At 59.6% G+C, this 15,796-nt stretch carries 10 protein-coding genes and 2 pseudogenes; 7 read left to right on the top strand and 5 right to left on the bottom strand.

The window, feature by feature from the left end; all coding sequences use genetic code 11:
* Positions 1-241 precede the first annotated feature (241 nt).
* From E3O06_RS07420 to E3O06_RS18400, 3 genes and pseudogenes are all read left to right on the top strand, one after another.
* Positions 242-625, top strand: coding sequence for a hypothetical protein (locus E3O06_RS07420; protein ID WP_134502356.1), 384 nt, complete (start codon positions 242-244; stop codon positions 623-625).
* 23 nt (positions 626-648) lie between these two features.
* On the top strand, positions 649-1,413 hold the full coding sequence (locus tag E3O06_RS07415) for a hypothetical protein (protein ID WP_134502354.1): 765 nt from the start codon (positions 649-651) through the stop codon (positions 1,411-1,413).
* A 545-nt stretch (positions 1,414-1,958) separates the two neighbouring features.
* A pseudogene (locus E3O06_RS18400) lies at positions 1,959-2,606 on the top strand (TOTE conflict system archaeo-eukaryotic primase domain-containing protein); the annotation flags it as partial.
* Here the strand turns inward: E3O06_RS18400 and E3O06_RS07405 are convergent.
* The 3 genes and pseudogenes from E3O06_RS07405 to E3O06_RS07395 all read right to left on the bottom strand — a co-directional run.
* Positions 2,566-3,681: pseudogene (locus tag E3O06_RS07405) on the bottom strand (integrase core domain-containing protein); the annotation flags it as partial. The pseudogenes E3O06_RS18400 and E3O06_RS07405 overlap by 41 nt on opposite strands.
* Positions 3,682-3,982: 301 nt before the next feature.
* Positions 3,983-5,770, bottom strand: coding sequence for a hypothetical protein (locus E3O06_RS07400; RefSeq protein ID WP_134502351.1), 1,788 nt, complete (start codon positions 5,768-5,770; stop codon positions 3,983-3,985).
* Between the two features lie 526 nt (positions 5,771-6,296).
* Positions 6,297-6,500 carry a hypothetical protein gene (locus E3O06_RS07395; RefSeq protein WP_134502349.1) on the bottom strand — a complete coding sequence of 68 codons (204 nt, stop codon included), beginning with the start codon at positions 6,498-6,500 and terminating at the stop codon, positions 6,297-6,299.
* A 1,684-nt stretch (positions 6,501-8,184) separates the two neighbouring features.
* Here E3O06_RS07395 and E3O06_RS18395 point away from each other — a divergent pair.
* The 4 genes from E3O06_RS18395 to E3O06_RS07375 all read left to right on the top strand — a co-directional run bounded on the left by E3O06_RS18395 (position 8,185) and on the right by E3O06_RS07375 (position 13,457).
* Positions 8,185-8,763 carry a helix-turn-helix domain-containing protein gene (locus tag E3O06_RS18395; RefSeq protein WP_134502347.1) on the top strand — a complete coding sequence of 193 codons (579 nt, stop codon included), beginning with the start codon at positions 8,185-8,187 and terminating at the stop codon, positions 8,761-8,763.
* Between the two features lie 2 nt (positions 8,764-8,765).
* Positions 8,766-9,359, top strand: coding sequence for a DUF6036 family nucleotidyltransferase (locus E3O06_RS17975; RefSeq protein WP_134502345.1), 594 nt, complete (start codon positions 8,766-8,768; stop codon positions 9,357-9,359).
* Positions 9,360-9,939: 580 nt separating this feature from the next.
* On the top strand, positions 9,940-10,611 hold the full coding sequence (locus tag E3O06_RS07380) for a hypothetical protein (RefSeq protein WP_134502343.1): 672 nt from the start codon (positions 9,940-9,942) through the stop codon (positions 10,609-10,611).
* A complete protein-coding gene (locus E3O06_RS07375; protein WP_134502341.1) occupies positions 10,608-13,457 on the top strand; it encodes a hypothetical protein in 2,850 nt (949 codons plus the stop codon). The genes E3O06_RS07380 and E3O06_RS07375 overlap by 4 nt, the downstream gene beginning before the upstream one ends.
* A gap of 203 nt (positions 13,458-13,660) precedes the next feature.
* On the opposite strand, the gene E3O06_RS07370 is transcribed toward E3O06_RS07375, so the two are convergent.
* Positions 13,661-14,800 (bottom strand): OLD family protein, encoded by a 1,140-nt coding sequence (locus E3O06_RS07370; protein ID WP_134502339.1) that lies wholly within the window; start codon positions 14,798-14,800, stop codon positions 13,661-13,663.
* Between the two features lie 520 nt (positions 14,801-15,320).
* Positions 15,321-15,796 (bottom strand): transposase (locus tag E3O06_RS07365; RefSeq protein WP_166788136.1); only part of this gene is annotated, 476 nt, incomplete at its 5' end.

The raw sequence follows: 15,796 nt of genomic DNA, 5'->3' as shown, positions 1-15,796 counted from the left end.
CGGCTTCAAATCACCCGACGCCCTCATCGCCCTCGCCATGCTCAGCCTCGGCGGTCATAAACCTGTGCTTCCAGGCCGGATTTAACCCACGGATGAGTCAGGAGAGCCCGTTTTGGGGCCGTTATCGCGCCGGGATGGATGCTCCTGCGTCGTCTTGTCCAGAAATCAAAATTTGGTGTAATCTGAGTGGTATTGAAGTAATCCGAGAGTTTCCTCGGGTGCCATCGGCGATAAGGATCTCATGGCTATCTCCACGCACGTCACCACCGCTCACACGCGGATGATTAAGCTCGACATTCGAGAAATCACTCGACGGTTGAATGCGTCTTTGGGTGGGACCCTTGTGGCTTCTCTTTCGGGGAGTAAGGACGTCAAGCTTCCGTATCGGTGGGCGAAGGCCGATGGTCCTGCACCGAAGAACGAAGCGATGCGACGCCTGCAGTTCGCCTACGAGCAGTGGACGATTCTGGTCGAGGCTGAGGGTGAGCACGTCGCCCGTGCCTGGTTTATTGGCGCGAACCCGTGGCTGAACTATGACACCCCGGTTACCGCCATCCGTGAAGACCGCTTCAAGGAAGCAGCCACTGCGGTTCAGGCCGTCATCGATGATTCGTTTTCGGGTTGATCCAAATATGTGCTCGCACGGGCTTGGAGCTCGTCGATGATCCGTTGCCGGGCAGTCACCGCATCGCCCGCACATCGTTTGGGCCGCTCGCTCCGGTGCTGCGAGAATTAGTTGCCGGCGTTTCGATCGAACCTGCCGGTTGGAGCCGGTTCGACACCGTAGGGCGCACTCTGTACTCCACGGACGACCGGCTGACTTCCTTTATGGAGCTCCTCGCTCCATACCGAACCGAAATCAACGGAGCCCGCCGCGCCCTGCAGAAAGACGCGGACGCGATGGGAGTCCCGCTCGACGCATACTGGACCATGGTCGTCGCCGACTGGGATCAGGCGGGAACCATGCGAGCTCGGTGGCTCCCGAAAGTGTGGCGGGATGGCCGGGCCATCTATCGTTTAAACTATCCACCGGGTTGGTGGGTGGATATTACATCGACCAGAACTCTCGCGGCGCTTTCCGATCATCTCGACAGCGAACTGACCGAATTGGGTGTCACCGGTGGCCTTACTGTTGGCCACGTCACGAGCGACGCCCGGGCTATTACCACCTTGCTCGCGGGGTGGCTGAGAGACACGGTGACTTTGTTCGATGGCACGCAGCCCCTTGGGGTTCGCTTTATCTCCAAGCACGGGCACCCCACGGGCGGCACCGGAACCTGCTGGGCCTACTGGATGCGCGCGACCGACGCCGGGTTGAACGAGCCAATCGACATCACAGATGAGATCGCCATCGCTGAAGGGGACGTGGACCTGAAAAAGGCACAGGCCTTCTGCAAGATCCAAACGCGTTAGTCCTCGAGTGCGGACGGCTGCTACGACTAATATCTGCTTGACCTCGGTCGAGACCTCCCGGGGAGGTTGACAGTCGACATGCGTGATCTCGCGGGAGCGAGAGCAACGACGCGGATCGTGACATCACATGCTGCGGCCATCGCGATCGCTCAAGACCGTTATCTGTCAGGTGGCCATCGTTGGTTCCACGAGTGCCAGGGGCAACGTCTGAGTCGTCCACGCTCGAAGCGCGCTGATGCCGGCGAGCACGACCGCAGTGGGTACGGCCAAGCCGAGCAGGGCGCCGAGTATCCCGGCGAGGCTTCGGTGACCAACGGCAGCGAGAGGGTGACGATCGCGCGCGCAACACATTTCCTGACGGCAGGGTTTTGCGCGGCACATGCGCGGTCAGCGCGGAGATCACCGGGGCGATCCCGACATAGGCGAGCGTTCCGGTTCCGACCAGCGCCACGATCTGCGCGCTGAACAACCGGCGATACGTTCGGTTGCGCAGAACCTCAAGAGCGAGCGCCCGCATCGTGGGCGTCAGCGGTTCGCTCAAGTGGATGCCGGTGGTGCGCCGGTGTGCCCTCGACGGCATGCTCAGCCTGGGTAAATCGCATCCGGGCACGCTAACTGGGGAAATACTCCCGTCGCTCGTGCACAATGAGGCTGTGGAATCACGCCATTTGGACGCCGATATTGTTGCCCTTGAGCAACGCGTAGCGTTTCTCGAAGCAGATTTAGCAGACTCACGTCGCCTTCTCCACGGTCTACTCGCCAGTCGGGCATCACTCTCCGTGGGGTCAGGGCAGGCGGACACAATCCATCCGATTGGCGATTCGGGGCCGGGACCGTCGGTTCAGTCTGGTGTCCGACACGATTCATCTGGCGCCGACAAGATCGCTCTGTTCCGATCGCTTTTCGTGGGAAGAGAGGATGTGTACGCGACCCGCTGGACAAGCAGCAAGACCAGAAGAAGCGGATGGAGCCCCGCTGTGCGCGGCGGCTACTATACCGACGCCGTTACGACCGCCGACCTTCTCCCGCTGTCTGATGAGGTCATCGAACGACATCTGGTGGGAAGCCGCAGCGGCACTGAGGGCCTTCACGCTGGCCTATACCCGATGCTGAACGACGACACCTGCCGGTTGTTGGCTTGCGACTTCGACGACGGAACATGGAAGGCCGATGCCGCCGCATACGCACAGGCGTGTTCTCGCAGGCCGTATCAGCCCACAATGCTCGGAATCTGGGGCTCCGGTGAAGGTCGGACTGTCGTCGCGAGCGAGCCTGCCGGTACTCCGAGGCTTTCGCTTCCAGCACCGACAGCGGGATCGGCTCGGTCGCTGGCGTGTGCTCGAGCACGTCCCACGCCGCCCGCGGCGTAGCTTGCTCGAGGGCCTGATGCGGTCGGCGGTTGTTGTAGTGCTCCCGGAAACGCTGGATCCGGACACGGAGATGCTCGAGAGTGGCCGGCCGGTCGGCGTCGAGGAAACGGATCAACGTCTGATGGGAGCGCTCGTTCTTGCCCTGTGTGGTGGGCTTACCCGGCAGCCCGCTGATCGGCATGGTGCCTTTCGATGCCAGAAAGACCTCTACGGAGCCGATCGTGCCTGCGCGCAGCTGGTTGAACGCCATCGAGTTATCCGACAACACTTCCCGGGGCGCCCCGCATGCGGCGATTGCCCGTTCGAGGACGTCCTTGGCATCAGCACTATTCTCATGACGCGAATACGCGTCGGAGCCCACGTCGTATCGGCTGGCGTCGTCGAGCAGTTGATACACCGTGACGGTCTGCCCGTTCGCCAGCCGGTACTCGAACGCGTCCAGTTGCCAGAGTGACATCGCCGTCGCGCGCACGAACGGGATGTAGGACGACTTCGGTCGCTTCCTCGGTGACGCGTCCACCTGCCCGACGCTGGCCAAAAGACGTGCAATCGTCGCCACCGACGGAACCTTCCCGCCGGGGAACGCGCTGTCCATCGCCGCTTCGTAATAGATCGAGCGAGGACCATAATCCCAACCATCAGTCTTGAGCTGTTTGCGGATCTTCACCACCTCATTCACGACGACCTGCCCATAACGCCGCGCTGGGACCTTTGGCGCGCGAGAGCGTGGGTGCAGCGCAGCAGTAGCCTCGTGGACAGCTCGCCCACGGATCTTGTAGAACACGCTCCGAGAGATCTTCAGAGAGCGGCAGAACCCGATAATCGACAGCGCGTGAGGCTGAGTCGGGTCGTAATGCATGATCGCGGCACGAGTCTGGGGTGAAAGAGAATTCGTCATTCCCCAACTATCACCGCCGCAAATGTCTCCGATGCTGTGAGACATCCTGTCCACGATGTCATGAGATCGAGTGTCCACGATGCGCTGAGACAGGACACACGAAGCCATGAGACCCCGCGTCCACGAAGTGCTGAGATCCACTGTCCACGATGTCACGAGGTTACACACCAACTACCTGGACTGGCGCTACCATCAGGCGCTACTCGCCAGACGCCTCGTTACTACCCAGAGTTGATCCGCTGATTGATCGGGGGCATCATTTCGCGCGGAGTTTTGCCTCCGCTGATCGGCATGAAGGCCCTTAATCAACGTCAAAGAGGTACCGCCCCGTTCTCGTCTCAACGACGATCCGGTTGCCGGCAGGGTAAATCGTTGTGTAATTCTTAGGCAGGACTATCTGTTTCGTAATGCGCGTCGGTGGTACCGAGGCGATCGTGAGAAGTACTGGTGTATGGACGGCGAACCAGCCGGGGGTGGTCAGCGCCCATGAATGGAATCGAGGCCCTGAATCAAGGCCTCCTCGGTCGTCTGCGTCAGTGAGGCAACTCGAGACAGTCCCGGAGTACCACGTTCCGACTGTCTGACCGTTAGCGTCCAGCTGGACGGTAAGACCGGTGTATGTCGAGAAGACACATCCGCCATCGGGTGTCAGCCAGGAGAAGTAGATCCAGTCGTCTGACAGTGTATCGGGCTGAAGTCTGGCGGCGTCCTCGCCGAATCCGATAGATTCACCCACCACGACGAGTCCAGTTTCTTTGGCGTATGCAACCATCTCGTCCCGGGTGATGTCGACAGGCAAGCCGAGGACTTCAGCCGCGAAGGAGATATCTTCCTTTCCTGCACTCGGCCAGTGGACGGGGCTGGCCCCGGGGGCGGCGACGCGACGGCAGTATCGTACGTCGCCGTTGAGTGAGAACACCCAGACTCTATTAAGCACGGTCACCAGGAAGGTTCTCGATGCTGGATCAAAGTCGATGCTTCTGACGGCGGCCGTGCTCTTGATGGGGAATGCAGCGGCCGCGTTCCAAGCACGGACGGTTTCGACAACTTCCGGAGTATCCCGGAGGGAGATCCGTTCAATACGCTCACCCGATTCCCGGTAAACATGAACGTCGAGATCCGAGTCAAGGATGATGACAAATTCACGGGAGCGGTGAGAGTACACGCGGATGAAATCGTGTCCCAGCTCAAGCTGACCTATAAGGCGTCCTTCTGCGTCTCGGATATGGGCGTACCCGTGTGAGCGGAGCGAGGTGGGCGGGCGCCGATGAAAAAGTATCCAGGTGTTGTTGGCAACAACGATGGCCTTTCCACGGCCGGTGAGTCGTTCCTCCGCAGGAATATTTTCACCGAAGCTCAGCGGTCGGTCAGAGTCAAGAACTTTCGGTGCTGCACCCCGCTCGTCGATAAGTCGATGGTAGAGATCCAGTGTGATGCCAGGCGGCTCAATCCAGTTCTCCGGATGGGGTGGGCCCGGTGAGGCCCGCTGCAGAGGCATTTGGACTGGCTCAGGCAATAGGAAGTCGCAGCCTGCTCTGAAAGATTCTTCTTGTGTCCTGATGACTAGTCCGTCGTCACGCTTCGTCTTTTTCTCAACCGTCCAATAGCGGGCGAATCCGTCGGTGCGGTCCTCTCTCACGTCCTCCGCCTTAGCCATGTAATCGAGCAGGCTGCCGATTCGACGTCCCGTTGTCATTGTCTCGACTTTGACTCGCTCAACCGCGGAGACGCGAGTGATTCCCGGCTGCGTTCTGATCATCTGACGGAGCGAGGCGACGCTTGCGATGTCTTGGTGTAAGCCGGTGATCGAAAGCCGATCCGTCAGTTGAGGCTCGAGGGCGAGCAGCTCTAACGTCGAAATCACTTCCGGATCGTTGAAGAGCGCGGCTATGGACAGCCCTTGAGCATCCACGAACGGAACGCTCGGCGGAAGATTCGTCCCCATATAGGCGCTAAGGGCACTGAGGCAGGATTTGAGTTCTATCAGACCCCGCTTCTGAACGACGTTTGCACGATCGTAATCCCGCGCGGTCAGCGCTGCCTGGAATTCTCGTAGCGCCTGAAAATATCCTTTGGTTGAGTCCCGCATGCGCTCATCCTAGGCAACTAGCAGGGCCTTATTCGCAGAGGTCGGCTGCGAGTCGCTAACGGAATCGATACCAGTACCGGCCTCGAGCACGATCTCCGCACCAAGTACGAGTCATGAAGGCCACCGCGCAGGTTCCGCGCTGTGTGTCGGCTCGCTCGAAATTGCAACTGGGATTTTGCCGCTTCGGACACCGGTCCCATGTCCTCCACAAGCGCGCTCCTCAAGCCGGCGTGGACTCAGCATGATGCGCCACCCCACGATCCGCGAATGCCGCTAAAGGGGGAGGGCCACACCATCTGGGCGTGTCGTCAGGCCGGGCGAATGGCCGACAAATGGTGACGCGCGCTCACGCTTTTTGGGAAGCGCCGAGCGGGGCCACTGGCGGCTGGCACGCTAGCCGAACCGTCGAATCCATACTCGAGGGGCCAGGGACTCTGGTGCCCGACTGTGCAGGTCGGCGCACGGCAACTTTATTGTTTTTTGTCTGGGGGATTGTTCACTTTGTACTGCTGGCGTCAGGCCGTCGTCACAGTTTCGGCAAAAACTTCTTTTCCCGCTGCGCTCCTTCATAACTTTTGGCCTGCAACCGTTCCTTGGGGCTTGAACCCGACAACACTCCATGACGGCGGAAACCGTCGAGAGGCGAAAAATTGGTGGAGAGAAAATGCTCCCGAAACCACGTAATCGAACCGGTCCACGCTAACCGCTCGGCCAACACCGCTGCTGGCATCCGCGCGTCCTGCGCCAACAGTTCCCGAATCCGGGGTCTAGGTTCCGCATCCCGAAGGTCCGATCCGTGCCCTCATATTTGGGAGGTTTCTCTAATTTGATCGCTTTCGTGATCGTGTTCCGCGCGCCCAACCGCTTAACGATCTCGCGCTGCGACATGACCTCATTCACATGAAGGCGACGCACCAAAGCCCACTCTTCCACCGTAATCACCCATCAATCGTGCTCGGGCGGCTCAGTTTTCACCGTCGATTCCGACTCAATTTCTAACCGTCGCTGACAGACAAAGGCGGTTCACTCAGTCCGAGGCTACGTGAAGCTGTTGGTCGGCCACGGTTGACTTTGGTGGGTTACCTACGGGCATCAGCTCGAGCGCGACTAGGGTCTCCTTGCGCGTAAGACGTTCCTGCAGGTGACGCTCGGGTCGCCACCGCCCGTCAATTACCGCATCGGTATGGCCATGTATGTGCCGTACCTGTGGAGTGTGGACAGGGACGAATGAGTTGGAGAAATGGACTTAGCAACCGTTGGACGAGATTTGAAGGAATAACAGACGGCAGGCTCGGTAGCCGTCGGAAAGTCTTCAACAAACATGGCGGAACTTCCTTGAGGAAGTGACTTCGTAGCGTCCACCGCGGCACTAATGATTGCCTCGCCAATTGCCCCACACCAAACGTTTCCTTGACCAATTGCGTGCAGCAGCAGACCTACGCCGTCGCTTGTGGCTTTGCAAGACAGATAGCCCCGGTCGGATTCGAACTTCCGACCTTTGGTCCAGACGACTTCCTCCTGAAGGAAGTCACCGCTTCCGTGTGTTAGGTCAGAAAGCAGCCCCTCGCGCTTGAGACCATATGCGGCCTCCGTCAAGCGGGTCGTGTCGGTCTCGCTCGTCAACGGCCATCCGAGAGCCGTTAACATTCCGGCATAGTCCGTGACAAGTTGATTGCTCAGCAGCGGCCAGAATTCGTCACAGCCCCTGCCCCTTGCCCACCGCTGAAACCCGCTGTAGGTCAACCAGTGCAGAGCGAGCTGGTCGGCAGAAAGGCGCACAACGAGGCAGTCCATGAGACGCCAGAGTCATTTCGACCTTCCGGGGTGCGGGCAGAAGCTAGAACCCCGGACAAATACTCCGCTACAAAGTCGTCGTCAGCCCACTGTGCTTTGTCGAAGACTTCCGCGGCAACGCGTGCCGGTATTGCGCCGGGTGAATCTGGATTCGAGCGTTCAGCGGCACGCGCTGCCACGCGCCGTACATTTCTCCGTCGAGTGTACGACTCGACAAGATCCTTACCCATCTCTTCGGCGGTGGGCCCGAGGAGTTTATCTATGACAGCGCCCAGAGACCGCGCACCAAGCTCGGCCACCTTAACAGCGATGGGATCGATCATGCGATCAATTTAGGACCTCGAATGCGCAGACCGGATTTATTATGGCCCTGCGCCACGTTGGCTGCGTTGGAATCGACGCCAGGTGCGTGGTGTTTGAGCCTGGTGGGAGCGACACCCTTGACTGCTTGTCAGTCGACGCAATCTCGGCAGGGGGCCAACCGTGAATACGGTGTGAACGCACTTACAACGTGAGGCTCCCGGCTGGGCAGCCGGTGCTCTGCATGGTTTTGACATTGCATTGTCAACGCAGACAGCTGCGGTGCTATTATCGAATACGTAAACTTATGAGGTGAAACCATGAACGCATCCTCGCTTTTCCTTCGCTCAATTCGTCGCACCCACGGGCTGTCGCAAGGAGTCGTCGCTAAGCGCGCCCAAACCTCTGCACCGGCTCTCTCGCACATCGAGAATGGGAGGCGTGAGCCAAGCGCAGCGACACTTGACAAGCTACTGCTTGCCACCGGCAACCGCCTGGGCGTCGTGCCTACCCGCAGAGCAGGGTCTTTAGAGGCTGGTGCTGCGATACATGATGAACTCGCGATTGGTGATGTGCAGTCCGCGTTTCGAAGCTTCATCCAGTTCAGCGACAATTTGGCGGCTGAAGACGGCGTCACGCGTGTCGTCCTTGCAGCGAACGAGCCTGAGCCCACTGGTTCCGTGCTTTGGGATGCCGCGCTGGCGGCGGTCTCCGAATATTGGCTTCGACGGGATGGACTCCCTATCCCCAAGTGGGTTGAGTCCCCAAATCGTGCCGTGCCACAGCGAACGATCCTTTCAAGCAGCGCTTACACGAGGACGATTCGGGATGAGAACGTGCCGGCAGAGTTCTCCCGTCGCAACATAGCGCTAGACAAGTCCGTCCTGGCGAGTGTCTAAGGATGCCGCAGAGCGCCAACCGTCTTGGCCGAGCCGACCTGATCGACGGGCTCCGGGACCTTGTCCAACGTCTGCATGGAGACGGTCAGAGCACCGGTGTCTACCTGATTGGAGGCGCCGCATTGTCCCTTCGGTATATCCCTGATCGTGGTCTCACCGACGATATCGACGCGAAGATCCATCCCTCTGCCCGAGCGCTTGAGTACGCCCTCGAGATCGCCGACAACCGAGGGTGGGGTGGTGACTGGCTCAACACCAACGCGGAGACCTACATCCCCATCGCGAAGGACCCCGGCTGGGAATCCCTCTACGACGATGAGTGTGTGTCCGTGTGGGTGGCCTCACCTGAGTGTCTGCTCGCCATGAAGCTCAAGGCGTCCAGGCCTGGCCGGGATGACGACGACATCGCGGTCCTGCTCACTCTGGTCGGCATCAATTCCGCGGACGAGGCGGAGGAATTGTTCGAGGAGTACTTCCCCGGGGAAATACTTCAACCGAGGGCATTCGATATATTGGAGGACATCTTCCATCTTGGACTGCCACGGGCGCCCGCAGCTCCGCCGGCTCCAGATCTGGGACCGTCCCGGATCAACTAGCGAGCCACAAACGCGCCAGCCTCCGGACGTCACGCGAAGGTAAGCACGGGAGGGAGATTTTCGGTCGGGCTCCTCCCCATCCGAAATCGTTCTCGCTCCTGGTCGCACCGATAAGACCGGTTATGTAAGAATGCGCGAAATTCGCCACTGTTCTTCATTCCTCGTCATTGCCATTATTCTGCAGGCTGCCACCAAGGCGACTAGCGGCACACCGCTCGCTGGCGGTGGACATGCCGGTGCCGGAGTGGATCAATCGCACTGACGAATTTGGAGCCTGGCGGTATGGTCCAGCCTCATCTCTTCCAGCTATGTCCATGCGGCTCAGTAGGCTGTGAGGGTGATTGACAATGATGCGAGACCTTACGCTCGATTAGGTGGCTGGACCGAGCTTCGACAAATTCGATGTCTTCGATTCGCTCAGCGTTTTTCGAGACTGCTGACATGAACGCGGGGGTGCTCGTTAAGTACGGACAGCGAGTGCGCGCTTTGTCATTCCTCCGGCACTGCGTCGCGCGGGGCGCTGCCGTCGTGTGCTCTATCCAACAGTCTCCACGCCGGGCCTAGAAGGTAGCGACTCCGAATGGCAATTTCGTCGAGCGCGAATTTGGGGGGACGTCGCGCGAAGATCCGTGATGCGCTCATGGATCGAAGCCCTCGATTGGCCGGCATGTACTGCGCAGCGCTACAAGAACTCGATGCAGACATCGCTCCCGGGCTGGAGACTGCCCGAGTGTCGATCATCTGCCATTGCATGCGAGAGGTCATGAATGGACTGCCGGCCGTCATGGCTGTTGGTAGCACGCCGCGACCAAATCCAAGCTCTGTATCTCTGACCGGGCGTCTTCCTGACCTAGTGGCCGCTCACTCTGGCTTTGACCTTCGGGCAGCGCAGGACATTGTCCCCGTGCCGAGTGCGATTGCGGCGGCGATTGCAGATCTCGTGGCAGCGGCAGTCAAAGAGCGAGGCATAAATGTCGCCAATGCTGCGGCACTCTTGACTGACGGAGCAGATACAAAACACCCACTCATCAGCCAGTGGAATTCGGCGCAACGCTTTTTTCTCCAGTGGACGCATCTCGACCGCAATCCGGATGCTGGGAGGTCCCTCCCTACGGACGACGAGGTCAGGACGAACATCCGAGTCGTAGAAGACGTCATCGACGTTCGCACTGCAGTGTTCTTCGAGAACTTGAGCGCCGTCGAGGACATTCTTAACATAGCTAACGCCACCGCCACCGAGGAAACTGAATGACTGACTACAAAGCACCGACCGAACAGCAAGTGCGGGAAGCACTACGGCGGATCCCAACGCTGCATCTACGTCGGGCGTTCTTCGAGGGCCTCAAGAATCCACTTTGGTTGGAACCGCTCGCCAAGGAGGGTGCGTTCGCAAGCCCACCAATTCGAGTCACCTTGGATGACGGCTCCATTAGTGACCCCTCTTGGCCGGAAATCGAGTACGTGGTCCGTGTGGCTGCTGCGGCGCCAACTGCTGCTGTGGACATACTTCTTAAGTTGGTGGATAGTGAGAATGCGTGGGTGCGGCGTGCTGTCTTTGAAATAGGCGGGACCGTGCCAGCCCCAGAAGCGGCCCGGTTGAAGCCTCTTCTAAAGGCCTGGCTGTCATCCGGCTTCGGCTGGCGAACAGACCCGAGAGCGATGGTGGACTTCGTAGTCAACCTGATCGATGGCGGGCAACGGAAGGTTGGCGCGTGGATCGCAAATGTGCTCTTCCGGCCTGGCGAGAGCACGGACTCAACAAAGCCAAATCTCGTTCTCGAAGAATACTGGTATGACGCAGGCCTGCTGCGGGTCGTGGCCTCATTGGGCGGAGAAGGACTCCCTCTCGTGCTCGGCTGGCTCGTTGAATACGAGCGCGTGAGCGGCCAGTCCGACGGTTGGTCGTTTTCCCGACCAAATATCAATGCACGTCGCGACGGATACAGAAAGGTCGAAGATGCATTGATAGACGGTGTCCGTGACCTGGCTTTGACTCGCATGACCGATCACCCCGCTGAGACAGCGTCGCTCCTGGTGAGAACAAACCTCATGCTCGCGCGGCGCATTGCAATGTTCGCAAACGCCAGGTCTCTGTCGGTGGCCATCCCTGGGTCGGACGCGGCGTCAGCACTTGTGGCGATTGCTATAGAGCTTATGTTCGAGCCTTCGGCCAACGACGAACGCTGCCGAGCAGAGTTTGCAGAGCTCGCGCGGGCTGTCGGAAAGCACTCCCCGGCTGCGCTGGAGCCACTCGGCGACTTCATTAAGTCTGGTCCGCCACTGGGTAATGATGAGCTCCGCACGCGCCTGCTGCGTGACAGTGACGAGACCGCGGACGAGATCGAACACAAAGTAGGCGACTATGTGGAGCACTGGCAGCACCTGTGGCTCGCCTCTATCGGCGCTGAGGCTCTTCCGGAATACCCACGGTCTCTGCTCGCAACGCTCGACAACCGGCGCGGTACATTGGAAAACCCGCTGAGGCCGCCGTTGCAGATCACGACATGGACGGGACCGAATAGCCCGCTGACGCATGAGGAAATGGCTGCGATGAGCCCGACAGCGCTCATCGCTCATCTCGAGGGTTGGCACGACACCGCCGATGGTTGGGGCCCTGAACCATCGCACGAAGGCCAGGCTCGCGCATTGGCGTCGCTCGTAACAAGTAACCCTGCTTCGGTTGATGGAGGGATTAATCTCATTGAACGGCTCCGACCCACTTACTTGCGAGCCATTCTCAGCGGTTGGGAGGCCGCCTTTTTAGCAAACAATTCCCTCGACTGGCCGCGGGTTGCTGATGTCATCGAAGGGGTTCTCACCCACGACTACTTGTTAGATTTTCCAGTGGAAGGAGGCAAGTTTGATGACGACCGGGACTACGGATGGAGCAAGAAAGCCGCTGTGAGCCTACTCGGAAACCTAGTTGGGACAACGGATACCGAGCTGGTTATACCCCCGAGATCCTTGGCACGATTCGCTGACCTGCTCATTGAGACATCCCGCGACGAGACCGCTTGGTTGCAGTATGCAGATGGCGATCACGAGAGCGGGATGGATCCGCTAGCTCTATCGATCAACTGGCAGTGGCCAATACGACTCAGAGGGCTAGTGAGACTCTTGACGCATGGCCCCGAGGCGCCCTGGCATGAGCGTACGAGAAGCGAAATCGACCGAGAGCTCGGGCGAACGGACACGCGAGGGGCGTCGCGCGCGGTGTTGGGGGAAGCTCTCGGCCGCCTCCTAACATCTGACGAGATCTGGATGAGGGGTCTCTTACCCAGCATCTATGGCACGGATGAGGGCATCGACAGGAATCAGCAGATTGCACTGACCACTGCTATGGCCATCCACCACTACCATCACAAACTTTACGAGTTGCTCACGCCCTCTATGCTCGCGGCGATGCAATTGGCCGATCCGATCGTCGACGGCTGGCGGATCGATTCGGACCCGCTTCAGCGCATTGGCGAGTGGGCGGTGAAATCGATGATTTTCGGAGATACGGAATGGGATGATCCCGTAGTGACTGTCTTCTTCGGTACTGCCGATCCAACCGTCCGTGGCGCTGCACTCGGCCATGTCGGCTGGGAGTTTATGCACTCCAATGATGTTGCAGAAGATATTTGCGGGAGGTTTGCGGCCATCTGGGACGCTCGGCTCGCCCACGTAGAACGCACAATCGGAGACGCGCCCGAATTGCGGGAATTCCACTGGGTTGTCAAGAGCGGGAAATTTCGCCCCGATTGGTGGCTTCCGCGATTCCAAAGGATGCTGGAGCTAAGTCCAAAGGTGGCGAGCGAGCGCTTTATGATCGGGAAGGAGATTGCGGCCGCGTCCGAACTCGATCCCAGGAGCGCGCTCGACATCATGAAGCTTCTTCTTTCCACCAACCAGGCTCGAAGCATGGCAACTTACGAACTCTCCGAGAACGTAGTCGCAATGGTTATCGCCAAAGCGATCGAATCAAGCGATGAAGCGCTCAAACGAGACGCGTCGTCCTTTATGAATGCGCTCGGTGAAGCTGGACACCTCGGACTCGCCAAGCAAGTTGATCAGGTGCTTGCGGGTGAGGTAACGCAACGGGATGTTGAAGATTAAGAGTCGACCGAGAGAGCGACGCGCACGACTCTTCACGCGATAACTGAGATTTCCGGCCCCAGCGCCGATAACACCTCATATGCAAACAGGCAGGAAACTGCCGACGGTGAGGACCTGGCTGTGCCCTGCCGCGACCGGATAACTTCGGAACTATGCAGTCTCCGGATACTCGGAGCTTGGCATTCAGGCGACTGTACGGGGTCTCACTGGTGCGCGATCGCCTCCAGAGACTTCATGAGGCGTTCAAGTTCCTGCGGCGCGCGGTCCACCCCGCGGGCGGCCTCCCGCAGCAGGTCCGGGGTGATGCCGACCTTATAGGTCGCTTCGATCCACTTCTTGAAGTCTTTTGGCGATCCGTTCCGGGCTGCAAGAGCGGCCGCATGCTCCGCCCGTACGGTTTCCCAAGACGCGTGCGTGTCGATGAGGGATCCGACCGGCACGTATTCGATGATGTCCTTTGCCTTCAGGCTGTACGGTGTGACGCGACTTTCGACTCCGGTCCGGAGCGCTGCGGTGAGCCACTCGCGAAGGAATCGAGCTTCGTCCGCGTCACCGAGGATGGCGTCGGCCAGACCAGCCGTGGCTGCTTCAAGGGTGCCGGATGCTCGATTTTCGAGCGCCTCCGCCCAGGCCGCCCTAAGTTGCTCGGGGTCTTGATTGTCGACAAGAGCAACGAGGTGCGCGCCCGTGAAGTCGAACAGCACACGGCTGTCGATCGTCCCCGGGAGCTTCGTTGCCCCACGCAATGGCAGTATTTGGACGCGCGCCGCACGCAACCGGTCTCCGAAATAGGCATCGAGTAGCGCTTCATCGTGCGCACCTTCTACGAGCAGGAAGATTCGCGGCCATCGTAAGAGGTCACTCGGCATCAACCCGAGCTCACCAAGTGCTTCTTTGTTGGCAAGGTTGAGCTCGCGGACCACGGAGGCACCATTCGTCCCACCGCCTCGTTTGACTTCGATAATGCGTGCTTCCCCGGCATCGAGCAAGTTGGGAGAGTGTGTGGCGGCAACAATTATTCTGCGTGGATCCCGTGCTCGATCGACCAGGGCGCGAGCGGTGTGCGCCTCGGCGGATCGGTGGAGTGCAGTTTCCGGTTCGTCCAAGATCGTGAGAACTGGTCGAAGTTCCTCGCCGGGCCGGGAGGTGTGTTCCCGTCGATGCCAGTAGAGCGCGTCGGTGATCGCGGCACTGGCCCAGATTCGTTCCGCTTTCGAGAGGTTCTCAAAGCTGATCAGCCGGCCGCCTTCAGCGCGTCTGAATAGCCACTGCGCTGCGGGACGGGAAAAACGAGTGATGGCCGGGGTTATCTGGAGGACCGGCGTCGGCGCGTCGATCATCATCTGCTGAATTGATGCTCTCGCTCGGACTTCTAGGTCTAAGGCCACCTCGCCTGCTAGCTGATCAACCAGTTCAGTCAACCTCGATATATCGTCTATCTGTTCCGCTGTGTGATCCCCGCTAGAACGTGACCCCACCTTGTCCTCGATGTGCGTCCGCGCATTCTCCAACCTCCAACCGCTAGAGAGCGCATGCCGGACGCTACCCTCTGGCGCAGACTTATCGCTGTACTCCCACAATCCGGCGTCGGCGGCCGCAAAGATAACAATTTCGCCGATGTACTCGAGCGTCTTCGCGTTCGGATGGCTCGTCGCTGGCAGGACGTCGAGCCCAAAATCGATCGCGCCTTGGATTGAGAAGCCACGCCACGGTTCGAACGCTGAAATGTCGCTTGAGTAGGGAACGAATGTGCTGGGATAGAGTGCTCGGCTCGTTCTCGTGACGATCTTCTCGGCCGCCGGCCCGCGAAGCGGTGTGCTCCTGTACGCCTCATTAAAGGGGCTCTCCTGACTCTTCCGTGGGTTAATTCCGGCCTGGAAGCACAGGTTTATGACCGCCGAGGCTGAGCATGGCGAGGGCGATGAGGGCGTCGGGTGATTTGAAGCCGAAGGCGATGCGGGTCATGAGGCGGATCTTGGTGTTCATGGATTCGACGCGGCCGTTGGAGAGACCGTGCTCGATGGACGCGAGGATCGCGGTGCGGTGCTTGACGATGCTCTTTTGCAGTTTCACGAAGGAAGGGATGCGGCAGCGGCGGGCCCAGCCGACCCATTTGTCCAGAGCCTCGGTCGCCTCGCCGAGAGGCAGTTTGAAGATGACGCGGAGGCCTTCCTTCAGGTAGTAGGCGCGGGCCAGGCGAGGGTCGGTCTGCACGATCCAGGCGAGCTTGGCTTGCTGCTTCTCGGTCAGGTTTTCCGGATTCTTCCAGAGCGCGTAACGGCAGTTCTTGATGCCGGCAGCTCGAGCACTATCCGGTCGGGCCGGAGCGTCGGCGGCAG

Source organism: Cryobacterium glaciale (genome assembly GCF_004402535.1).
Classification (GTDB): Bacteria; Actinomycetota; Actinomycetes; order Actinomycetales; family Microbacteriaceae; genus Cryobacterium; species Cryobacterium glaciale.
This window is presented reverse-complemented; position numbering and strand designations above follow the sequence as displayed.

Bases quoted from the DNA above. Each gene is read 5' to 3' on its own strand.
- E3O06_RS18395 (WP_134502347.1), top strand. From the start codon at position 8,185: ATGAACGCATCCTCGCTTTTCCTTCGCTCAATTCGTCGCACCCACGGG.
- E3O06_RS07375 (WP_134502341.1), top strand. From the start codon at position 10,608: ATGACTGACTACAAAGCACCGACCGAACAGCAAGTGCGGGAAGCACTA.
- E3O06_RS07380 (WP_134502343.1), top strand. From the start codon at position 9,940: ATGGCAATTTCGTCGAGCGCGAATTTGGGGGGACGTCGCGCGAAGATC.
- E3O06_RS07370 (WP_134502339.1), bottom strand. From the start codon at position 14,800: ATGATGATCGACGCGCCGACGCCGGTCCTCCAGATAACCCCGGCCATC.
- E3O06_RS07400 (WP_134502351.1), bottom strand. From the start codon at position 5,770: ATGCGGGACTCAACCAAAGGATATTTTCAGGCGCTACGAGAATTCCAG.
- E3O06_RS07420 (WP_134502356.1), top strand. From the start codon at position 242: ATGGCTATCTCCACGCACGTCACCACCGCTCACACGCGGATGATTAAG.
- E3O06_RS17975 (WP_134502345.1), top strand. From the start codon at position 8,766: ATGCCGCAGAGCGCCAACCGTCTTGGCCGAGCCGACCTGATCGACGGG.
- E3O06_RS07395 (WP_134502349.1), bottom strand. From the start codon at position 6,500: ATGCCAGCAGCGGTGTTGGCCGAGCGGTTAGCGTGGACCGGTTCGATT.